This is a genomic window from Ferruginibacter sp. (assembly GCF_049840995.1).
GTDB lineage: Bacteria > Bacteroidota > Bacteroidia > Chitinophagales > Chitinophagaceae > Ferruginibacter.
Genome location: NZ_JASGIP010000006.1, coordinates 209737 through 232345, shown reverse-complemented (window position 1 = coordinate 232345; position 22609 = coordinate 209737). Strand labels below are relative to the sequence as shown.

General features: G+C 39.8%; 25 protein-coding genes. 7 read left to right on the top strand and 18 right to left on the bottom strand.

The window, feature by feature from the left end; translation table 11 throughout:
- Positions 1-53 precede the first annotated feature (53 nt).
- Positions 54-1781, top strand: a complete 1728-nt coding sequence (locus QM738_RS16260) for a phospholipase D-like domain-containing protein (RefSeq protein WP_462277784.1) — start codon at positions 54-56, stop codon at positions 1779-1781.
- Positions 1782-1923: 142 nt separating this feature from the next.
- On the opposite strand, the gene QM738_RS16255 is transcribed toward QM738_RS16260, so the two are convergent.
- Positions 1924-2406: a helix-turn-helix transcriptional regulator gene (locus tag QM738_RS16255; RefSeq protein ID WP_462277783.1), complete on the bottom strand. Its 483-nt coding sequence runs from the start codon at positions 2404-2406 to the stop codon at positions 1924-1926.
- 335 nt (positions 2407-2741) lie between these two features.
- Here QM738_RS16255 and QM738_RS16250 point away from each other — a divergent pair, with 335 nt between their 5' ends.
- Genes QM738_RS16250 through QM738_RS16240 form a run of 3 tightly spaced genes read left to right on the top strand, consistent with a single transcriptional unit; the run spans position 2742 to position 4405 of the window.
- On the top strand, positions 2742-3023 hold the full coding sequence (locus tag QM738_RS16250; RefSeq protein ID WP_462277782.1) for a hypothetical protein: 282 nt from the start codon (positions 2742-2744) through the stop codon (positions 3021-3023).
- Between the two features lie 48 nt (positions 3024-3071).
- On the top strand, positions 3072-3899 hold the full coding sequence (locus QM738_RS16245; protein WP_462277781.1) for a HEPN domain-containing protein: 828 nt from the start codon (positions 3072-3074) through the stop codon (positions 3897-3899).
- A gap of 35 nt (positions 3900-3934) precedes the next feature.
- Positions 3935-4405 (top strand): CYTH domain-containing protein, encoded by a 471-nt coding sequence (locus QM738_RS16240; protein WP_462277780.1) that lies wholly within the window; start codon positions 3935-3937, stop codon positions 4403-4405.
- 50 nt (positions 4406-4455) lie between these two features.
- Here QM738_RS16240 and QM738_RS16235 read toward each other — a convergent pair whose 3' ends face one another.
- From QM738_RS16235 to QM738_RS16220, 4 genes are all read right to left on the bottom strand, one after another.
- Positions 4456-5748, bottom strand: coding sequence for an esterase-like activity of phytase family protein (locus QM738_RS16235; protein ID WP_462277779.1), 1293 nt, complete (start codon positions 5746-5748; stop codon positions 4456-4458).
- 147 nt (positions 5749-5895) lie between these two features.
- Positions 5896-6990 (bottom strand): CARDB domain-containing protein, encoded by a 1095-nt coding sequence (locus QM738_RS16230; protein WP_462277778.1) that lies wholly within the window; start codon positions 6988-6990, stop codon positions 5896-5898.
- A 129-nt stretch (positions 6991-7119) separates the two neighbouring features.
- Positions 7120-7677, bottom strand: coding sequence for a prolyl hydroxylase family protein (locus QM738_RS16225; RefSeq protein ID WP_462277777.1), 558 nt, complete (start codon positions 7675-7677; stop codon positions 7120-7122).
- Between the two features lie 65 nt (positions 7678-7742).
- The gene (locus QM738_RS16220) at positions 7743-8291 is read right to left on the bottom strand and encodes a hypothetical protein (protein ID WP_462277776.1); all 549 of its coding nucleotides are present in this window, start codon (positions 8289-8291) and stop codon (positions 7743-7745) included.
- Positions 8292-8379: 88 nt separating this feature from the next.
- On the opposite strand from QM738_RS16220, the gene QM738_RS16215 reads away from it, so the two are divergent.
- Positions 8380-8697, top strand: a complete 318-nt coding sequence (locus QM738_RS16215; protein WP_462277775.1) for a hypothetical protein — start codon at positions 8380-8382, stop codon at positions 8695-8697.
- Between the two features lie 37 nt (positions 8698-8734).
- Positions 8735-9001 (top strand): hypothetical protein, encoded by a 267-nt coding sequence (locus QM738_RS16210; protein WP_462277774.1) that lies wholly within the window; start codon positions 8735-8737, stop codon positions 8999-9001.
- Positions 9002-9029: 28 nt separating this feature from the next.
- Here the strand turns inward: QM738_RS16210 and QM738_RS16205 are convergent, their stop codons facing one another.
- From QM738_RS16205 to QM738_RS16195, 3 genes are all read right to left on the bottom strand, one after another.
- Positions 9030-9380, bottom strand: coding sequence for a DUF6717 family protein (locus QM738_RS16205; protein WP_462277773.1), 351 nt, complete (start codon positions 9378-9380; stop codon positions 9030-9032).
- A 73-nt stretch (positions 9381-9453) separates the two neighbouring features.
- Complete coding sequence (locus tag QM738_RS16200) at positions 9454-10110, bottom strand: hypothetical protein (RefSeq protein ID WP_462277772.1); 657 nt, start codon at positions 10108-10110, stop codon at positions 9454-9456.
- A 40-nt stretch (positions 10111-10150) separates the two neighbouring features.
- Positions 10151-10819: a hypothetical protein gene (locus tag QM738_RS16195; protein ID WP_462277771.1), complete on the bottom strand. Its 669-nt coding sequence runs from the start codon at positions 10817-10819 to the stop codon at positions 10151-10153.
- A 290-nt stretch (positions 10820-11109) separates the two neighbouring features.
- Between QM738_RS16195 and QM738_RS16190 the strand changes: the two genes are divergently transcribed.
- Entirely contained in the window at positions 11110-11919 is an 810-nt protein-coding gene (locus QM738_RS16190) for a WG repeat-containing protein (protein WP_462277770.1), read from the top strand.
- A 308-nt stretch (positions 11920-12227) separates the two neighbouring features.
- Here QM738_RS16190 and QM738_RS16185 read toward each other — a convergent pair whose 3' ends face one another.
- The 10 genes from QM738_RS16185 to QM738_RS16140 all read right to left on the bottom strand — a co-directional run bounded on the left by QM738_RS16185 (position 12228) and on the right by QM738_RS16140 (position 22497).
- Positions 12228-12428 carry a hypothetical protein gene (locus QM738_RS16185; RefSeq protein WP_462277769.1) on the bottom strand — a complete coding sequence of 67 codons (201 nt, stop codon included), beginning with the start codon at positions 12426-12428 and terminating at the stop codon, positions 12228-12230.
- Positions 12429-13104: 676 nt separating this feature from the next.
- Entirely contained in the window at positions 13105-13779 is a 675-nt protein-coding gene (locus QM738_RS16180; protein ID WP_462277768.1) for a hypothetical protein, read from the bottom strand.
- 282 nt (positions 13780-14061) lie between these two features.
- On the bottom strand, positions 14062-14844 hold the full coding sequence (locus tag QM738_RS16175; RefSeq protein WP_462277767.1) for a fatty acid desaturase family protein: 783 nt from the start codon (positions 14842-14844) through the stop codon (positions 14062-14064).
- 228 nt (positions 14845-15072) lie between these two features.
- Positions 15073-15639: a hypothetical protein gene (locus QM738_RS16170; protein ID WP_462277766.1), complete on the bottom strand. Its 567-nt coding sequence runs from the start codon at positions 15637-15639 to the stop codon at positions 15073-15075.
- Positions 15640-16228: 589 nt separating this feature from the next.
- Positions 16229-17083: a hypothetical protein gene (locus tag QM738_RS16165; protein ID WP_462277765.1), complete on the bottom strand. Its 855-nt coding sequence runs from the start codon at positions 17081-17083 to the stop codon at positions 16229-16231.
- 396 nt (positions 17084-17479) lie between these two features.
- Entirely contained in the window at positions 17480-17866 is a 387-nt protein-coding gene (locus tag QM738_RS16160; protein WP_462277764.1) for a hypothetical protein, read from the bottom strand.
- An 80-nt stretch (positions 17867-17946) separates the two neighbouring features.
- On the bottom strand, positions 17947-18912 hold the full coding sequence (locus QM738_RS16155; RefSeq protein WP_462277763.1) for a hypothetical protein: 966 nt from the start codon (positions 18910-18912) through the stop codon (positions 17947-17949).
- Between the two features lie 350 nt (positions 18913-19262).
- Complete coding sequence (locus tag QM738_RS16150) at positions 19263-19811, bottom strand: hypothetical protein (RefSeq protein WP_462277762.1); 549 nt, start codon at positions 19809-19811, stop codon at positions 19263-19265.
- A 194-nt stretch (positions 19812-20005) separates the two neighbouring features.
- Positions 20006-20695, bottom strand: a complete 690-nt coding sequence (locus QM738_RS16145) for a hypothetical protein (RefSeq protein ID WP_462277761.1) — start codon at positions 20693-20695, stop codon at positions 20006-20008.
- Between the two features lie 263 nt (positions 20696-20958).
- Positions 20959-22497 (bottom strand): YVTN family beta-propeller repeat protein, encoded by a 1539-nt coding sequence (locus tag QM738_RS16140; protein ID WP_462277760.1) that lies wholly within the window; start codon positions 22495-22497, stop codon positions 20959-20961.
- Positions 22498-22609: the final 112 nt, after the last annotated feature.

The window sequence follows — 22609 nt, the reverse complement described above, 5'->3', positions numbered from 1 at the left end:
GATGTTGTGAAATTATTTATATCAACTATTTTAAAATAATAAAAACCAATGTTATGCCTAATAAGATCGATATCGTAGCTGTGGCCAGCAGCGACGATGCAGAAATAGCCTGGTCGTATAATTATAAAATAAAAGACTGCTGGGGTTTTGCCATACTGCGCCAGAAAAAAGGTGAGAGCGAAGCCGCAGCAGACTGGGTTAAATCCAGTGTAGGTTTTGAAGATGAACCGCACAAGGATTTTGAATTTCATGATACCACTATGTGGCCCATACAGAAATACAACTGGACGGATTACCTGGTGAATAACGGGGATACGGTGCGCTACAAGGTAATTCCCATGATACATAAGAATGATAAGCTGGAAAAAGATGAGGCTAATGCAAGCCGCTGGAGTAACTGGACAACACTGAGCTCTAAAAAAACGGATGCTTATTTTAACCGTGGTGCCGTGGCATCGCAATTTGTGGCAAAGCGCTTAATGAATTTACCCGTAAAGGAAAAACAAAAAACACTGGATGAACACCTGAATGATGAAAAATCTCCCCTGCGGGAATTTATGGGCGGCACTTTGCTACCAGCTGTGTACAGCATACTGGATGAACCAACACTGGAAGGAAAAAAAGATGTACATCTTTTTACAGCGCTGTATGAACTGAATGATGCTGTGTTGATAAAGAAGCTGAACAAACTTGGCAAAAGGGCCCATGTGATATTGGCTAACGGTGCATTTAAAAAGCCATCCAAAGATGATCCGGGCGATCCTGATCCGCAAAAGGAAAATGCCAAACAACTTACTAAGGTAGACCTGCAACGGCGTATAGTAAGCGGCAGCCATTTTGCACACAATAAGTTTGTGGTGCTGGCCACTAAAAAAGGCAATACATTTTCACCCTACAAAGTATTAACGGGCAGTACCAACTGGACACACAATGGTTTATTTAAACAGGCCAATAATGCCTTGATCATTGATGATGTGTCTGTGGCAAAATATTACCTGGAGGAATGGCATAAGATATCGGAAGATTGTGACGCTAATGGAAAAGGCTTATATGCCAAGCCATTTAAAACTGCTAATGCAACAGTTAAAAAAAATACCAAGGGTGACATTCGTACCTGGTTCGATCCTACAAAAGAGCTTGCTGATCTTAACGACGCGATCGACCTGATCAATAAAGCAAAACAGGGCATACTTTTTTTAATGTTCCAGCCCGGCTCAATGGAAACAGCGCTTTTATACAAAGCCATTTATGACAGAACAAAAGAGAAAAACCCCATCTTTATCAACGGTGTTATCAATATCGATCCCGGTGGTTCTAAAACACCTTCCATTCAATTTATGAATAAGGGGAAAAGAGAAGATGGTGATATGACGATTGTAACACCCGCCAATATCAAACAGGATTTTGGTTTCTGGAAAACAGAACTGGCACGGCCTACGGTAACGATACACAGTAAGGCCATCGTGATAGATCCGTTTGGTAAAAACCCTGTGGTGATCACCGGCTCAAACAATATGGGCAAAAAAGCCAGCGAGAGCAATGATGATAATTTGAATATCATTACCGGCAACAGCGCCCTTGCACAAAGTTATGCAGTACACATGCTGTCGGTATACCATCATTACCGCTGGAGATTTTACCGCTCCAAAGTAACCGATAAGGATGGCAACGAAAAAGATAATACACCCAAATGGAAAGGGCTTAAAAGAAGTGATGTATGGCAGGGCTGGTTTGATAAAGGCAGCAGTAAAAAGGAAATAGATTTTTGGTTTGGGAAATAAATCCCAAAAAAGAGAGTCATGCTAATCCATAATAAAAGCATTACGGATAAAGAACCTGGTTTAAGTAAAAAAAGATCTCGCCTGAAAGGCGAGATCTTTTTTTTAAGTATTATTTGTAATTACTTTAAATCAATTAAAACGATCACTTACCATTACCTCCCAATCTCAACTCCATCTGCGTGGTAGCCAGCTTAAGTGCGTCTACTTGTCCCCGTAAGGCACCGATGATCTCTTCTTTTTCTTCCAGTCTTTTCTTAAGTGCGTCGATGGCCGTTTCGTAAGGGGCTTGCGGATCGTTGAGTACATTCAGGTATTCATCCAGGTCGGCACTGTTGGCAGGTTCTTTGGATTCATCCGGTTTAGGCTTTTTAAAAGTGTAGCGGATAGTGCCTACCCGTTCCATCAGCCATGCATTTTGTGTATGATCTATTTCAATAAGTGTAGTGAGGGTAACGCCAAAATATTTGGCTAGTGTCAAAGCATCCTGCAGAGTTGGAGTGGATAGTCCCGACTCCCAATTAGACCATTGGGTACGTGTAAAACCTGTATGCTTGGCGATTGTCGTTTGACTCTTGCCAACAAGCTTTCTTAATATCTGCAGGTTCTGACTAAAATAGTTTTGCATTAGTAACAAATGTGGATAACTAAATAGACAATAATTTTGTGAACGTCAAATAGTTGATTTATCTTTACTGAGTAAAGGAAACGTGCCAAAGTAATCGAAAATAAACGATAACACCAAAACCTGGAAGGCAAGCAGCATTACATCAATATACACCGACATACATCTTTATACAGCCCGCTGCAACATCTCCCACATCCGCGAATATAACCACCAGGCCAGTTTCTGACACTGCCGGTTAATTGAAAGCATCTTACTGCTGTATAAAAAATGCGGTAATAAGCCAGTAAATGAACGGCATAATTAAATTCTTAAACGTTTACAAAAACATGTACGTTATGTCGGGCTCCAACAACAAAACAGCCAATGCTGTTAACGCAAATCCAACAACTGAAAACAATACATTACCTGCCGAATGGGACCAGGTTGCTTATTTCTTTGAAGTAATGGGCGAACACGGGCCAGCCGATGACCTATGGCAACTCTTAAAACTGGCGCTTATCGCCGATGATGAAGAGAACAACTCTCAAATGCGTGCCAACATGATCTTCGTGTATGAGCACACGATAGCCTTCTTTAAAAACGTGTACGCACTGTTGCAGCAACAGCAAAAAAAGTAAGCGGGTTCAATGAATGCTGCCTGCTGTACTGCAGTTAAACAATGATGGATGCATTTACCAACAGCAGATTTTAAAACCAAGGAAGCAAAACTGGTGAACGTGATCACCGGTATACTTCCTGTACAAAAGATATACCTGCTTGGCAGCAGACTGCAGCAACAGCCTGTACATTCTATCTTTATGTACAATGCATGCTGCAACAGCAATGCAGATCATTATTACCTGCTGATACTGACCGATAAAAATGCCGGTTATAATAATAACCAGGTGCAGGATAAGATTGAGAACACCTGCCGTTCCTTTATTTCGGTAACCATTATTGCGCTTAACCTGCAGCAGTTCACTACCTGGTTAAATGAAGGCCATCGTTTTGCAAAGACGGTGACCCAAATTGCAACGCTTATTTACGATGGCAATAAAACACCCATACGGTTACCCGTCAATACTGATCTGTCTGCGTATGTATGTGACAGTAAAAGTTTGTATCATCAACAGCAGGTGGTGAATGAATTTATTGCCGGTGCAGAATTATATATAGAGCGAAGGCAAAACAATATGGCCCTGTTTATGCTGCACCAGGCCACCGAACAGGCTTTGCACCTGGTATTACAAAAAGGCGCCGGGCTGCATATCAATACGCACAATATTGATAAACTCATCCGGTATTGTTCCATGGTTTGTTGCGGGGTGGAGCAGGTGTTCAATCTTGAAAATGATAAGGAAAAGCAACTTTTGCAGCTTTTACAAAAAGCCTATGTTGCCAGCAGGTATAAACCGGGCTGCCCGGAACCGGAAGAAAATTTGCAACTAATATTACAAAGAGTAAAATTGTTGCAGGAAGTGATGCAAAGTTTCGTAGAACCTAAAGAAACGTAATTTTGTGTAACTATTGAAAGTAAAACAAATTACTTATGGGCTTAGAAATTGAACGCAAATATCTTGTTGATCATCAGACATGGAATGCTGCTGATAAATCTGCTGGAAAATTATACCGGCAAGGATATATTTCCACCGATGAAAATAAAACCATCCGTATAAGGCTGGCTGGTACTGATGCCTGGCTTACCATTAAAGGCAAAACAACAGGCGCTACCCGCAGTGAATTTGAATACAGCATTCCTGCCGAAGATGCAATACAAATGCTGAATACACTTGCAGAAAGTGAATTATCAAAAACGCGGTACAAAATTCCCTGCAAAGGAAAGCTTTGGGAAGTGGATGTTTTTCATGATGAGAATGAGGGATTAATTGTTGCAGAAATTGAACTGGCCAGTGAAGATGAAGAATTTGAACTGCCGGAATGGGCCAGCACAGAAGTTACAGGTGATGCTAAATATTATAATTCCAACCTCACTTTGTATCCGTTTAAAAGATGGCGATAAAAAACCGCCTGCATTTTATTGCAGGCGGGTAACGCATCGTTCTTGTATTTTTAAAAAAGTGGAGTCGCCAGTTTGATAAAGTAAATACCGTTCCTGTCAACCTTGCCGGTACCGGCCAGAACCTTTTGCTCGTATACTTTATTAGCGCCGGTAATACCAAAGTCATCATCATTGGATACGGCAATGGTGGTGGAGTTAATGATCGCCATGCCTTCCGCTTTATCATGCGGATATAAAGTTGGAATATCTTTCATAAGGTCGGCCACCAGTGTTTTGGTAACGGGTACAATGCCATTAGCAGCCAGTGTTGCGGCATCTTTCAATTCTTCCACCGTTTTACCGCCAAATAATTTTCCATTGGCGCCATTGGTTGCATCAGAGATATCGGTAGCACCTGTAAGGCTGATCTTAAATATCTTTTTAAACACCGTTGCCCTGTTGGCATCCGTTGCAAAGAGTCCATCTCTTTCCAGCACTAAAAAATTATTATTATCAATAGCGGTGATCTCACTCACGGCCTGTAATGTGGTGTTGTCCATCATGTACACAAATTCTTTGGTAGCGCCGGAAGCGATATCAAAGGTAACAATGCGTATCACGAGCGAACCGCTGGTAGCAGCTGACGAAGGATTGTACAGCGGGAATTGCATAATACCCACCAGCGTTTTTCCGTCAGGCGTAATCGTTAGTCCCTCCATGCCACGGTTGGGGCGGCGCTTTGCCAATACCAAGGGCAATTTTCTGCCGGTAGTATAAGGATTGATCTTCTCTAAAGTTTTGCCGGTTTTATCAACATGAATAATATGCGGACCATATTCATCACTGATCCAGAAACTGCCATCCGATGCCAATGCCATTCCTTCAGAATCGATGCCATCTGCACTCGGTGCCAGCGGGTTGTTATTAAGATCGAAAGGATTTTCGCCTGTAGAACCTGCGCCAACAGGATTGGGCAATCCATTCAGGTTAGCGCCACTGCTGTTCTTTAATAATATCACGGATTCCAGTGTTAATGAATCGCCCTGCAAACGGAACTTGCCGATCTGTGGTACAAAATCGGGTGTGGCGATCATGATGCTGTTGGTGGCAGCTTCTGCTACATTGGGGCCACGGTCGGTCAGCAGGTAAAATATGGAATGATCGTTAGGGTCCTGCGCCATAGAGGAACCATAACCACCATTATTTAATACAATGCCACTGGGTGTGGTGGTCAATGTTTTGGGGTGTTTGTCGGTTGCAATAGCAGGATAGTTGGGTTCCTGTGTACCGGTGTTCTTATCTTTTTTGCAACTGTATAAAGTTGCCAGTGCTGCAGCAGTAGCAGCGATGGAGCGTAGGTTCATGATTGTAGTTTGTGCAAAAGAACCACGCAAATGTTAAGCAGGGGTTAAGCCCGAAGATTTAATATTCAGTTAATGTTGAAGGGTTGGCACCGTCGGAGTCTTCACTGTTCGCTCACGGCTTTCCTGTGAAGACCCCGGCGAGGCATTTTAGTAAGATGTCAGCTTCTCTATCACCTTAATATTAACCGGATTCAGCGCATTATCTGTTTTACAAACAAGATAATGCTTTGCAAAGCCATCCAAAAAAGTATTGGCAGGCATGTTGAATGTAATGATTTTAACGCCTTGTGTGGGATGCACCAAACCATTGACATCTTTAAAATACAATACCAGTTGCGCCTGCTCTATCTTCCAGGCATCCAGCAAAAAATTAGCTTTGTATTCCACCACTAAACCTAAACCGTTTTGATTAAAAGCAGCCATGCTGGTTGCAGGATTGGTGAGATAAGAAGTGCCGGACATGAACAGTCCCAGTGGCAATGTTTGCGATGCGTTGCTATAAAATTCGGTTTCGTTCTTGGCTACTTTTTTAATGAACTCGTTATAAGTATCGGTAAGATTTTTTGTGGTGCTTGGGATAACACGGATATTCACTTCCGATTCTTTTTCTTTGTTATCTGCACCTGTTTTTAAGATCAGGAAAGCATTGGAAAGATAGTATTGATCTGCCGGTAGGGCAGCAGGATACTGGCCCAGGTAACCGCGGAAAGTGGAAACAGCAGTGTTGTTGTTCTCATTCGCTTCTGCTATAATATTGGCTTTATCTACTACTAACGTATACGTGTAGTTGTCGGAAGTATTAAAATAATGCTCCCTGTCCAGGTTAAAGCAATGCAGGGTGTTTTCTTTTTCCTGCCCCGGGCCCAGCATGGTGGAAAACGAAGCCAGTGCATGACCGCCGGCTGCGTAACAGTATTTACCATTGAAGAGATAAGTAGGCGGCGTAACTGTTGGCCGGGTTTGCGGGTCATCAAGATAAGCCTGTACCGACACATTGTTCAGGTCAACCGCTTCGGTGCCGTTGTTCTTTACCACGTAGTTCACATGTATGGCGCAGCCATTGGCGGGATCGAGCTGAAAGCTGGCGATACGAATGGTAAGGTCCTTGCCCTGTACAAGACCGGAAGGCGTGGTGGTGGCCGGTAATTTTTTTATTATCTCAGGACGTTCAATTTTTTGTACCTGCGCAAAACTGCTACTTGAAAAAATAATACCTGCAAGGGGTAAAAATACTTTTTTCATGGAAAAAATTTTACTGTAAAAATGCAGGTATGCAACCAGTGAACCTATCCTGTAAAAAAGGGATTTTTGCAGTGTGCCGGAATTTATTTCCGGTATTATTCCTGTGTAAGCGTGTAACAGTAAAAACTATCATTCCTTTTCATCCTGCAGCCTGTACATGATATCTGTTCTTAAAACATATTTTATGCCCTGGCGCACCGGGCTGCCTTCATGTTCCAGGTCGTGAAAAAAGATCAGCGCCATACCCTGCCTGGGTTGAATGATGATATCGGTAAAACTTGTTTCGCCTCCTTCATAATCATCATTCAGGTAGATCATAAAGGTAAAATAACTGGCTTCAATTTCATTTCGGATATAACTCTGGTCGCGGTGTTTTTTAAACTCCTGGCCCGGCTGGTATTTATAAAAACGGAACAGCTCATTCAGGCCAATCGCTTTGCTGTTACCGATCTGTGTAGGTGCGAATGGTTCGGCTTGTTGCCACAGGATGTTTGCCAGTGCAGGGTCTTTGTAAATGACACGGTTATTATTTCTTACCGTGTCTACCACTATTTGTCCTTTTTCAGTATCTACAGTAGCAGGTTCGTAGCCGATCAGTTCGCTTTTAGAAATAAAATCTTCACACTGCTGTTTTGTCCAGAAGTTATCGATCGTAAAAATATTTGTAGACAAATTGCTGACTTTCATAAACGGATGTATAAAATTACTGTGCTGTATTTAGTTGATTGAAATTAAGCAAAATTACGCTGCTGTTATAGATCACTCATCAACTCCTTTATTTTTTGATGTACCAGGTTAGCATCCGTTAACTTGTACAAGGAGATAGTGGCTTTTTCATTGGGTATCCATGAAATGCCCGTTTTGCCCGTGGATGGTGATTTAAGGCCAATATCAATGGTGGAGGTATCATCTATGTTTGGTAAGAATTCTATACGCGGTTTTGAACTGAAATATACAGACTGCACAGTTGTATAATTTCCCGGCGCTTTTATGATGATGCGCTTATTGGTCAACCCGTAAAAAGTTTTACTGCGCAATGATGCGTCAATAAAAAAGCGTACAAATCCCAATAGTATACAAATGGAGCCGAATATCACCGCGATAACAATTGCAAGCAGTAAAGATATTTTGGCTAATGCATGGCAGGCAAAATAAGTAAAGATGATTAGGGCAATAACAAATATTATATTCAATATATCTGCAGGTTCAAACACGATACCCTTTTTGGGTTGACCAGCCCATAATAAAGTTTCATCCTGCTCCAGGTAAGGTTCCATATTTTTTGCCGCAAGTGATTGCATAAAACCTACATGCTTATTTTGATCTCCAAGATAAAACAAAAGCGCTTTTGGATTATCTTCAGGTAAGAAATATATCAGTTAATATTTTATGGGCTCTTCCGATGATAAATTATTTAAAGAAGCTGCAGCAATTCTAACTGCTGTGAAATTTCATGCCCGTGATGATACAAATTTTGACTGGGTGTATTACGAGACCGCTCAGGACATGCGTAACGAAATCGATCAATACATAGCGTCGTTCGAAAAGGGAAGCCGGGAATATTTAGACGAGGTAAATATGCATTTTTTGCCTACTGCTGCTTACCAGGAGCATTCTATTGCCAATGATTGGGTGGCTGAATACTATGTACTTGCTGAAAGGTTTGATAAAATTTATGCAGCATTAAAAAGCAAAACATCGTTTTAGTAATATTAAGATCGCTTTAGACTAAAATAATTTATAGATGCCTGTAAAAGATAAACGCTGGACATTTCCTTTGAAAGGCCTGTTTGTGTGTGGCGTTATTTTGGTATTGATAGGCATATGTATGAGATTAAGTAGTGAAGCGGCATTTGGAAAAGGTTTCGGAAAGAAGTCTTATGTGGGAGGTTTAAACGGTCAAAGGATTGACGACAGGGGTACTATTGCGCTGGGCATATTATTTATGCTGGTGGCAACCTTTTTATTGCTATGGGATAAAAAAGGAAGGAAAAGACAGCGGCAGCTATAGTATACACGCTGTGAATCTTAAATGCAGTTCAATTCCTCTTTATAAATATCCGCCCCGGTATCTCCTCAAAAACAAATTCCGTTACGCCGCATAGCCACATATTGATATTTACTTCCTGCCCCTCGAAAGTTTGTAAAAAATAATAACCTCCGCCGATAGTGGGATCGCATTTTTCAGTTAATAAAAGTACATCTGCACCTTCAAATTGAACAGCGTCGATATTGAGTACAACCGAATTGTTATTTCCTGCAATAAGATCCAGCATTGTATCCGCGCCTTCCACCATTTGCAGGTCGCCTTTGTGGCCACCCTGTGCAATGTATTCGGGAAGGTCGATGTACCATTCGTTGCCGGTTTTTATAAATGTATATGCTTTCATTATTATGGTTAAATTAAAAATAGAGGAGTTCGGAAGAAAAGCAATCATTAAAATTGAAATCAATGAAAAAAAATTACCTTGGTATTTGAAGGTAGCAATAAGTTATTAGCTGTATTTCTAAGTTTCGAATATCATTCTCAAATTTCTGCAATATTGCGAATGCAGCAACGGCGGGAATATTAGTGAAAAAAGTTTTGGTGAATGTCTTTTGTTCTGACTGATGTGGATCCTTTAGCCGAATTATTTCGTTAACTGAACTAGTGAAAATAGAATCCATATTTCTGTCAACTGCTAAGACTTTGGCCTCGTATTCTTGTATCGTTTGTTTAAGTGCTTCGCCTTTACCCATTTTTTTAAAAAGCTTATCAACGGCCTGCATATCATTTTCGTCCCATTGCTCTTTCATGTCTACCAGTTTAAGACCTGCTTCTTTTTTCAAATCAACCTTAAGGGTATTAATATATTCGAGTACTTGCGTAGAGTTTGACTGGATTAATAGCACTTTAGGCAGCCATAACTTTGCATGATACGAAATAGTGGGGTTCGATGTATCTCTTTCAAAACCTGCTTGCAGAACTTTAATCTCTCTTTCAATCTCACGATTCGATTGTATAAGGCTGCCAGATAAAGCCCGGTAGACAGAAAAATTAGAATCAGAAGATGAAGAATTGCAACTCCAAATCAATAGTAATAAAGAAAATTTGAAGAGTGTATGAAAATGTTTTATCATAGTAAGTATATTAAAATGTTATGGGAAAGACGCAGGAATATTATGCTTCCATTTCCTTATCATACTGTATCACTTCGGCCGCTGTAACCAAAGGCGTCCAGTTCGGGCAATCATCATACAATATTTCTTTGGAATGGAAATCTACTTTTCCTTCATCAATAAAAGCGGTGAACCAGTCCAGTTGATTTTCTCTAAGGAACTCCCTTTCAGTTTGTATCTTTTCTCCATCACTTTCCATGTCCTTACAATATTTTTCATAAGTATCTGCAATACAATTCGGGCATTCGTCATTCTTTACCGCAATCTTGCCGCATACTTTGCAGCAGGACAGGTTACTGAAATATTCGTCTTTGTATTTTGCAAATGCATCATTTACCGGCAGGGTTGCGGGAGCAGTCTTTATAAGCGCCAACCATCCTGTATAATCCCTTTTCCACATAGTAAGCATGCTCGTGTCCTTAAAATACAGCTTCAATACTTCACTACCTGTCAATTCTATTTTATCAATATCCTTCCAGTGAAATTTTTTTACTACGTTGTCGGCTTCAAATATTGAAAAGCCACTTGCGTCTGTAACCGAAATGGACGGCCTGAATTTCATCAATTTCTTTAGCTTATACCTGAACCACCATGGACTAAGCACTTTAATAAAAAGCGCCGCCACGGCGATAGTGATAAGGAGCGGGAGAAGTTTATAAAATACGGCCATGAGAAAAATTTACAGGTGTAAGGATGTTTAATAGTTTGTTTATTAAAGATAAAGGTTAAAATTAAAATAGATATTGAAGCTGGGTATATAATTGTGCGGCACTAAGTGGGAAAAAGCTTAGTTACAGTTTGCTTTCTAAAAAGGTCGTGCAGCGGTCACAGACCGCCAGAATTAATAGACACCAGTGATCTCGCCTTTGGCGGGAACACTGGCGCCAGTAACAGCTTCCGCCTCCGTGCCATTGGGTATTGTTTGCTCAACGCTGCTGCACTATTTTACAAACAAAAAAAATGAAAACACTGTTATTGATAGCCGCTGTATTATACTGTACCATTACACTGGCGCAGGCACCGGAAAGTTTTTTTGATAAAGACAGCAAACGCTATGGCTTTAAAGATAAGTCAGGTAAGGTTATTGCCCCGGCGCAGTTTAAAGCCATTCAGCGCTTTAGCGAAGGGCTGGCCGCTGTGAGCCTGGATGATAAATGGGGCTATATTGATGAAAAGGGTGTGATGCAGATAACCCCGCAGTTTGATGTGGCCAATGCTTTTTCGGAAGGGCTGGCCAGCGTGGGTAAACCCGGCGATAAAAAAAATGTATACGGTGCGGTAATGATATACGGTTATATTGATAAAACCGGCAAGCTGCTGATCGATTACAAATTTGATATTGCCAATAATTTTAAGAATGGCTATGCTATTGTGGCTTCTACCGATATGTACAATGATAACAGCCTGTACGGCGCCATTAATAAAAAAGGCGAGCTGGTGATACCGATGGAATATTCCGTCATGAATAATTTTGCGGAGGGCTACTTCCAGGCGGCCAAGGGCGATATAAAAAATTACAAGGGCAAGTATGGTTTTATAGACCTGAATAATAAAACGGTGGTGCCGTTTATGTATGATGATGCCATGTGGTTTATTGAAGGACTGGCCAGTGTTAAGAAAGGTGATAAATGGGGCTTTATTGATAATAAAAATAATACCGTGATTCCTTTTATTTATGACTGCGCTGCTTATTTTGAAAAGGGCAGGGCGGAAGTGTGTAAGGGAACAGCTACTTTTTTTATTAATAAAAAGGGGGTGAAAGTAAAGTGAGTGGTGAGTGGTGAATAGTGAGTTGGAAGATGTACTTTATTTTGTAATGACTTTGGTTGCGGAGTGAGTATTTTGGTTTTGTAAAGTGTTTTGATTGAGAGGTAAGCATACACCGCAGAGAAAAGAGAAAATGGAGGTCTTCGCAGAGATACTCAGCGTAAACTCTGCCTCTCTTTTTCTCTGCGGTAAATCGAAGTTTGCAATATTTGCAACGCCGCCGATTCTGTTTTTACCTCGGCACGTTCATTTTAAAAAGCGTATCCAGTTTTACTACTTTGTAGTTATTAATGCTGGCAGCTTTTACAATATCAATAATATCCACGATCTTTTTTTGTTGCTACGTTGCCTGCATATACAATGTACAGTTTTTGTTTGCTGATGGCTGCATTGTTTTGTTGCAGCAATTCCCTCATTTTATTATTATCACCTGCGGGATATTTTTCGCCTGCTGTAACAACGGTCATACTGTCGTCATCCAGCATTACACAGTTGGTCAATACGTTGCCCACTTCATCGGGGGTACCGGGTTGGGGATCGAAAAGTTTAGCAGTATCAATAGCAACGGATTGATCATGTTCGCTGGCAGGTTACTGATTGCCGGAGCAGGCTGCAGTAAAAAATAATATTGATAGTAGTAAAATGCGCATGATGGTTTTATTCAAAGTTAAGGGATAGCAGGCAGAAGCAGTGAGTTGTTGGTGGTGGTGAAGGGTTGTGCTTTTTATGTAATGTTATGCTGCGGTCACTCCTAAGGAGTCCTTTGGACAGACCGGCGGAATTAATAGACACCAGTGATCCCGCCTTTCGCAGGAACACTGGCGCCAGTAGAGTAGGGGATGGTATAAGGATATAAGCGGTATGATACGGGGATGATACCGGTATGGTAGAGAGATGGAGTAAAGTAAGTACGGCTCAACTGCCTGTTGTAGCCCAATGCTGCCCGGATTCTCGGTACTATAGAGTCCTGCAAAAGTCCCGTGAGTGTCCTGTAAGGGTCCTATGAGTGTCCCGTATATGTCCTGTGAGTGTACTGTTAGTGTCCTGCGGATATTCTGTGGGTGAAAGCTGTACGGCGCAGGCTTTTATTGTGTTTTGTGAGCTGTTGTGAAGATAAGAAAAAATCGTGTATTGTTTAGGGTTAGTAAGGTGTTTTTTTGAAATTCGCCTTTCCTGTAGCGGAGGCGTTTATTTTATGGTTAACCAAAAAGAGTCGGCTGTCCAGCAGGATGCCTGCTGTACCAAATAGCGGCCAATGTCCTTTCTGTAAAAGGTGATAAAACTTTTTTTATCATCGCCCCAATTGTACCAAATGTAACGGAACATTTTTTTTAGGTTGCCGGACCTGTACAGCCTGGTACCGGTTTCAGTTCCGCCAGAGGGAAAATATACCCTTATACTATCCAGGCAGCTTTTGGATAATTCAACCACATAGTCTTTTTCGGTAAATGGGAAACGGGAGATAATAAATCCCTTAAAAAGAAAATGAATGTATCCCTGCTTAAATATCTCCATACTATCAATACTGGTTGTGTAGGTAAGGTGCAATGAATCCTGGTTCCGGGGCATTGTATCAAACCGTATTTTAAATACTGCCGGCTTTAAAGCGGTTAAGCTGATGCTGTCTTTTTCTTCCACCTTCTTCCCTTCATAAAATATACGGTATTCAGTACCGTGCGTATTAAAGTTATATAGCTTAATTGCTTCATTGGAATTAGTGGTAATGGAGAATTCTTTTTCGAAATCCCGGGCTCCGCAATTGGGTAATATATTCACCGTATATGGTTGCCAAAGCTGGATGATATTCTGCGATTTTATTGTCTGCCAGCTCAGTATTATTAAAAACAGGAATAAATTTTTCATAATGGTGCTGTAAAAGGTAAGGAAAATTGGTGAGAAGTGTGTACCTCGAAAGGCAGGTTTTTGAAACCACGAAGGCAGGAAGACGCGAAGTAACACGAAGATATATTATTTGCTTTCGTCGCTTAGTGGTGCGGTGTACGGCGTTGGTCGAAGGCCGGGCGAGATAAACCACGAAGACGTAAAGACACGAAGTAACACTAAGATTTATTTTCGTGTCTCCGTGTCTTCGTGGCTGATCATACATCGTTGGCCAAAGGCCAGACGACGACGGAGATTTAATTACTAAAATGTTTTCTTTTTGTCTATTTCGGGCAGCACTTCATCTATTCGCTTTGCAAGTTCGGGTAACTTAATGGTAGGAACAGCAGGGAACAAATGATGTTCCAGGTGATAAAACATACTGAACGTTATTTTATTTTTCCAGCCTGTTCGCTGTGTTCTTGCAAAATCCGGGCTATCGTGTGTATCGTGATGCACTGTCCAGACTGCGAAAAATGCCATCAGGAATTCCCCGATGATCATTACGATGATATGATAGATCAAAAAATGAATGTTGAACCAGCAAACTATTGCTGCAAAAATGGCGATGGATACCAATTCTAAAATAACGTTGCGCTTATAATTTTTATTTCCGAGCTGCAGTGTAACCTTGTGAATTAAAAAAATATGGATAGGTCCGTACAAAATGGCGCCATACCAACTCATCCCTGCCGATTTGCCTTCGTAGTCCTCCTCTGTTAAACAATATTTGTGATGTCGGATATGATTGAACTTAACCGCATGAATGGAAACCATCATGAAAATACTGTTGATGTAAAGAGAGAGCCAGGTAAGAAACCGGTTTGTGCCAAGCGAATTATGAAAACCATTGTGCACCTGTCTCAATCCTGTTAAAAAGAAGAGGGCTGAAAAGGGCAACGCAAAAATGTAATAACCGAAATACGCCAATGTTAATGAAATTGCAAACCAGGGAACCGTAAGATTGTTTTCGATCAGCATTTCTTTGAGGGTCAGTTTTTTTAAGTCTTTCCACTCCACTTTTCGTAAAATTTCCTGGTGTGTCATTGATTACGGGTTACTTTAAAATTGCCACAGGCTGCTGCTTTGCGCCAGTGCCGGTTTAAAGATACAAAAGCTTAGGGAAGTTGAAAGCTAGAAGTTGAAAGTTCAAAGTTGAAAGTTGAAAGTTGATGGCGGGAGGATTTTTTGAATTGGACAGGTGATCTTAAGTGGCAGCGTACGTCGTTGGTTGAAGCCCGGACTACGGCGGAGATAAACAATGTCCAAAGCGCTTTAGGTGTTAGCCCGTTCTGCCAATAATCCATCCAGTTCCCAACGCCACATCGTATTTTCATCCAGGCAGTGGCTATCTGCATTATATAGGTCTTGCTTTAACTTTAAAAAATCTGCATCATTAAACACAGCATTGAGAAAATTGGAATCGTCGGCAGCATTGATCAATTCAATAAAATCTTTGTAAATTATTAAACACTGCAGCAGCTTATGTATATCTGTATTAATAAAAACTCTTTGAAAGAAATTATCGTGGTTTAAAAACACGATCTCGTTATCTTTGTCCAGGTCAATACAAACAGGGTCGCCGCTGCCGTTACCGCCAATCACTAAATAGTTATGCAGTTCTTCCCAATCAATATGGTATACCTGGTTAGGCGTTTGCAGTTCGGGTGCATCATTTTCATGAAAGGATAAAAATGGTGCACAGGTTTGCGGCAAGCCACATTCGGTTAGGTATACAATGGTTTGTTGCAAAAGCCCGGGGTTTTGTAATTGTGGAGCGGTATAGGTACATAAATCTTCGTCGCTGTCCATCCAGTATTTCCTTATTTGTGCAATGTCCATTTGGTGCCAGGTAAATTATAAAATTGAATGTAAGCATTAATGCGGAGATTTTTCAACAGGAACACAGACTGTTACGGAAAGTGGTAGAGTAGGGCAGGAGCTGGTAATGTTAAGCTTGTGTATAGCGGGACTTTTTAAGCGATGATAAACCGGGAGGTATCCGAGCGATGTCCGAAGGTTGTCCGAAGGATGTCCGAAAGATGATGGCTGTTGGTATGTAGTTGGTAAGGGGCATGTACTGGGTATGTACGGGGGATGTATAGAGTAAGTGTAGGGAGGGTATGAGGGAGTGATGAGGGAACACTGGCGCCAATGCGGGCGGTGGTGTTGGAGGGTTGTACTTTTTATGCAATGTTACGCTGCGGTCGCAGACCGGGGGAATTAACAGACACCAGTGATCCCGCCTTTGGCGGGATCACTGGTGCCAGAGTGAGGTTTCTGTCATTGTTGGTACGTTAAGTACATCGTCCTGACTGCATACCCAAAATGACTATTACCCATTTGATGTATAAGTCGTTGGTCAAAAACCAGACGATGGCGGAGATTGCAGTGACACCTGCGGTGAAGAAAATACTTTTTTTGTACGCAGTTACGTGTTTATGCCTGAAGTATTCAAGTTTCCCAAAGTCACAACATAAATTTTATAATCGTGATGACCTACAATTATTTCGAGTTTTGCTTGCAAATGCATATTGAATATATCTAACATGGTTTCTTTTGCTTTTAATGCTCCAACCTTTTGCAAATCCACGGAAAGTATTTTTCCTGATGTGTCGAATAAACGAGAGCCTTTCGACTTGTCATGGCCTTTAAAGTAACTTGTTTTGGCTAGAGATTCTTTGTCAATATCTAATAAATTTTCTGCTGCGTTTAGATTCTTAGTTAGCCATGATATGGAATTTAAATCTATTAACAGGCGATTGAGATTGTCTTTTGATAGTATTCTAGCGTTATTAATAATTGCCGGTCCAAAATAATTTGATTTATAAGAATATATTTTGTCTCTGGAAATTGCATATCTCAATTCTAAAGAGCTTACAACTTTGTATAGATTTTTTTCAAGTGGGCCAGTTGCTCCACCGGTAACATAGCGCCTTAGAGCTGTTTGAAAATAAGTGGCGAATATTACTGCTTGCAAAACATCATCAAAAATTTGAAAACCTCCATCTCCAGTACTAATAAATTTTTTCTTAAAATCAACTTCGGTTGCTCCGTAGCCATCAAAAAAATATTTTTCATGTTTTATAGTATTTATAGCTGCCATATGATACAACCAATCGAATACAACAGGAATATATATTTGTTCAATAGTTGGGTATTGACTATACTTATATATATCAATGCCAAGAACGACTTTTTCCTGAATATATGATGAGGGTAACGACTCTATGGTAGCCAAGTCAATATCATTGTTAAGGATTTCTTCTGGTTTAAATTCGTTCATGTGCTTTTATTTATTGAGGATTTGCCTATTCCGTACAAGATTAAGCATTGGAGATGTGGCGGTATACTGTGTTCCGTCCGCCTGTAACCAATGCTGATTGCTAATGTCTAGCCCTACTATTGGCAATACAATGTTGGCAGTAGTTTTTCTTACACTTAGTCAATTGTCAGACGTAGCGATTTTTTGAAATTTGCTAAATGATCTTTGTCCTTTATTGTCGTTAATATTTCATCTCGTCTGCCAAATGATAAAATGAACCCGTCATCAATTAATTCGCAAAAAAAACCAAAGTATTTATGTAGATGTTTATTGAATTGCATATCAAATAATGTGTCAATTGAAAATGTAATTTCTCGTTTAGGTGTTGGCATAAATTATAATCTTCGTCTTGTAGATTTATTCGTGAAAATTGTTCTTTTGAAATATTTCATAAATTATTTCAGTTGTCCCATAGCCGCTAAGTTCAAACTCTAAGTTTTCATTGTCATTGAAATACTTCAAATATAGAATTCCGTGTCCTTTGTAAAAGTCAAGAAACAAATAACTCGTATAGTCATATATGCTAAGGTCTGCAAATTTATTTACGATTGCTAAGTTATGTTTAGTGCATTGCCCTGTTTTACTTTCATAACCTGACATTTCAAATCGTCTGTACTCTTTTTTAAAAATTTCTTTGTCGGTGTGACTAAGTTGACTATCAATGCCATTAGTAAATGTGAGTCGTTCTCTGATAAAATTGAAAACTTCTTCTTTTGTTTTTGATTGTAAAATTTCATTATTCATTTTGTGTATTTGGCTGTTATGAAATAGAAGTAGGATGTTACTTTAAAATTATTGCCAATAAAACGTTATCGGTAGGGCTTTTACTTTTCATTTGTACGAATTAAATCTCGCCAATTCTGCCCTAAACCTACAATTATTCCGTCTGCCCCTGCATAGAAATCTTGTTCTGGAAATTCTTGAAATTTAACTGATGGTACTATCTGTTGTCTTTGGACATTTTCTAATGAGCGATTTCTGTACGCATTGAATATTGATGTTTCTAGTCCAATTGTCAAGTTTACATTTTGAAATGTATAGACCGTATAACCACTTACTCTTCTTGTTTCATTATTTGAAAGGATGTTAACGATGAGTTTGTAATAATAAAATAGATAATCTCCAAGCGATGTTTCTAAATCAAAATTTTCTTCATTAACTCCTTCCGGGTCTTCCCAATCAACAGTCAGAAAGTTATTTGTAAAATGAGTTACTGCCGCGACTCTTAGATTTGGATAGCTTCCGCCAATTTGTCTTAAATTTCTAGTTTGAGACTTTCCATGAGCAAGTAAATTTGGAGCAAATGTATTTGTCCTTCCTTTGCTTTCCATTACAACCCATCGTCTTCTGTTATCTAAACCAATCATATCAGGTCTTAATCTACTTGACCCAAAACGAAATGCTTGCCCTGTAGCTCTGAAATGGGAACGATAAACGTCAATATGGAGTAGCCATGGCACATTAAGGAGTCTATGTGAAAGCAATTTGCAAAATGTAAGCCCAAGGAAATATGAAACAGCACTTTTTTCTGATGGATTTAAGCTTTGGTAAGCAGACGATTTAATTAGGTTATTACCATTTTGTGCGATATTAGCAGCAACAATAGACGACCTATATAAAATTTCATATTCAGAATAAATACCGTTACTAATTACGTCAATAACATTTGCTCTACCTACAGTTATTGCTGACCAAAATAATTCTTGTGGTGAGAAAGTAATACGATTACTTCCTCGTAGAGAAGGTCCGTAATGTCTGGGAAAATTTTGGCTATTGTATGTTATTTCCATGATTGAAGGGCGTTACTGATTTACAGCTAACACTAGCATTGCTGTTATTACACGTAATTCATCAAACTAAATATATGCAGATAACCAACAAGCTAGTAATATACATTTCGTATTGTTTATTGCGTCAATAACAGTATTAAAACCAAAGCTCCGCTATCCTCACTCACAATGCGCAAGGGCTTACTAGGTCTTTAAAGATATTATTTCAATTTGGTATTTAAAATACCTGCAATGATTTTTTAGTTTGTGCTGTAATGTAAGCAGGTTGCGTTTGCCTGCATTATGGTTTTCCGCATTTTCCGGTTGTGCCTGTGCTTTGGCTTGCTGCTAATAAGTTGGGAGCAAGGCAATCATTCTAGGTCATAATCTCTTTCGTAATCATTCCTGCCTTCAATTCTTGAAAGCCTGTACAACATTTCGTCTTTTAAAACAGGGTCGGCAGCAGTACTCAATTCCCTTATCGTATCTATCGCTTCTTTGGTATTAATGCTCCATAGCGCATGCCCGCATTGATTGATGAATTGCCGGGTTCCGGTACCATACGATTCCAGGGAATCGTACTTTTTTTGCATGGCGGCTTTTAAGTAAGGGATACTCAATGGATTTTTTCTGTATTGCAGGTTATGCGCCAGGTTTTCATACTGGCTGTGCCATGGCTCCAGCAGCAGGGTGTGTAAAAGATCTATGTATTCATCCTTTTTTTCTTCAAAAATCCAGAGTAAGTCCAGGGCATAGTATACCTCCTTCGAGTCTTTTGACTCCAGGAGCTCCGCAAATGTGTTCCTCACCAGGTTGTTCCTTTCCGGGTAATATTCACTCAGGCTAGCCCGCAGTTCTGCTGCTGAGATCTGCCGGTTATAATAGGCTGTGATCTTTGATTTAATTACATCTTTCATCATTACGGAAGGCGGAGTGTTATTACACTTACTCCCGGGTTATATGCTGTTAGTATTGCAGCAAAGATAATGTGGAGGGAATTAATATACACCAGTGATCCCGCCTTTGGCAGGAACACTGGCGCCAGAGTGCGGGGTTCAGCCTCCACTGAGGCAAAACCCTATGTTGCCTGCAGTTTGGCGAGAAAAGATTTAAGCTATTTTGGATTGTTGTAGGCAGCTTTTAATTGGTCTAATGCAGCCTCTCTATATAAAAAAGGGCCGTCTAAGTCACAATTTCCTAAGTTTGAGTATGAGGCTGAGTTTTGTAGATCAAAAGGATTTATTTCAACAACCTCTGACGCTTCTAGTAAGCCAGTTTTGGCTTCTATACAAAAATTCAAAGCTTTTAAAAATACAGCAATTCTTCCAAAAGAAAACCAGTTGTCGAGTTGTGTCTTTATCTCAATATTTGTTTTATAATCATTCAGGAGTTCTATTATTTTATTTAATGGAAGATAAACCCCTGCGCTGTAATTTGAGGTCAATTTATTATTTAAGGGATTCTTTATCTCAAAGTGTACAATGTCTTGCCACTTTTTTGTGTATGAATTAAAGCCTGGAATTTCGTCGATCAGGAATGAAAAAGAAGATCCCCTGGTAAAAAAATATTTCCTAAAAAATCCCTGCGTTACGGCGATATAATAGCCATGTTTTGTGTCAAACAAATCTGTCACAGGCACTTCTTTGGCTATTTTGATAACCAGTTTGTATTGTTCTTTATTTTGCAAATCAATTTCAAAGTCAGTTGCGAATTTGTCGATTTTACCTTCGTTGTTTAATATGTCAAAATACCAATCGTTTATTTCTGCTTCAGAGATTGGATGATAACTTATGTCGTAGCCCATTAGTTTAATTTTATCTTTTATAGAATTAGGCTTTTAAAAAATGCAAGCAACGGGCGCGGCTTTAGGCAGGTTGGGAATTGTTATTCCGTCTGCCGACAACCGCTGCTGACCGTCTGCCGGCAGGTTGAAAATATTTTGATGAAATTAAGAACTAAAGTTTAAAGTTGTTTGTCCCGCTCGAACCGCAGCCAGGATTTGCAATTAGTTGATGTTTGTTCGTTCAGCCACACTTGTGCAAAAGCCTATATTGTCCGCTATTACAGTTAGAGACGTAAAAGTCTCAAAGTAAAATATTTGTTTCTGTTTGTTGTTCCACGAAGAAAATAGGCGCCTTTAGCTAAAAAATCTAATCTTAAAACCTGGTTATTTTGACCTGGACTAATTGGTTGTAAAAATTGCATTACTTTTCTACCGATTGCGTCATAAATATTCCAATTAATTTGAGCAGCGTAATTTGAGGTTACTCTGAGAATAGTATTGCCCGAAATTACATTGGGTAATAATTTTATATAAAGGCTGTCTCCGTTTATAGTATTGTTGTTACAGGCTGCATGATTTTTGGGATTAACTGTTATTGTAAAAGATGTTGTGGAACTCGTGCAACCAGGAGTAATAAAATTACCCAATCCCCACGGACTTGAGGAAAGGGATATAGTTGTAACGAGAGAATTGGTAACCGTATTTATAACACTTATATTGTTGGAATTAAAACTAGTTACAAATACTATCTTGTCATCTGGACTTACTGAAACTCCATAAGCCGATAGGCCCGTTGTAGGAATTGTGGCTATTACTGTATTTAAGGTTGTGTTGATTACTGACAAGGTATTGGAATTTTGGTTAGCAACATAAAGCCTCGCTCCATCGTGGCTGGTTGCTAAGCCTGTAGGATTAGTTCCTACACTAATTGTTGCTACGACAAGATTTGTTGCTGTATTAATAACAGATATTGTATTGGATTGCTGATTTGAAACATATAGCCTGCTGCCATCAGTATTTAGACATATCCCAATAGGTGTTGCACCCACAATGATATTTGTCAAAACTGAATTGGTGGCAGCATCGATCACCGTTACATTATTACTAAACCGATTTGCTACATACACCCGACCTCCATCAAGGCTCACATTAACACCACAAGGATTTGTTCCAACAGGGATGGTTGCTACCACAGAATTGGAGTTGAGGTTAATCACTGACAAAGAATTGGCCGTTGAATTACTAACATATAACTTACTGCCGTCAGGACTTGGCCATACACCAATCGGGTCTGTGCCAACATTAATAGTATTGAGTACAGTGTTAGTAATTGTATTAATTATTAAAACAACATTCGAATTTCGACAAGTAATATAAGCCCTGCTTCCATCAGCGTTTAATGAAACGCCCAGGGGGCCAACCGGAGTAGGAATGGTTGTTACAACTGAATTTGTAGCAAGACTAATTACAGATACTCCGGAAGTAAAAGATGTTAGTGGAATATAAGCGAAACTGCCCCCCAAAATAGATGAAGCTGTTACGTTTATTGTTGCTGTTACCGGTGAATTACCGGAATTTATCGCAGCAAATGAAGCAATATTACCAGATCCACTACTTGTCAACCCAATAGATGGTGTATTATTAGTCCAGTTATAAACTGTCCCAATGCCCCCACCGGTGAAATTAACAGGGTTGGTAATGCTGTCATTGCATATTATTTGATGTGCAGGTTGATTTAAAATACAATTCTGTGCCTGACTATCGTAGAAACATAATAAAAAAAGAAGGTTGGTTAAAATATTTGAAAAATAATTTCTCATCATTGGGTAGGATTATAATTATTTAGAAAATCTTCTGAATAGTTATATAACTTTTTTGTTAAAAAGGTTTTGTCTAATAGCGTACAACGGGCAGGGCTTTACGCAGGTTGAGAAT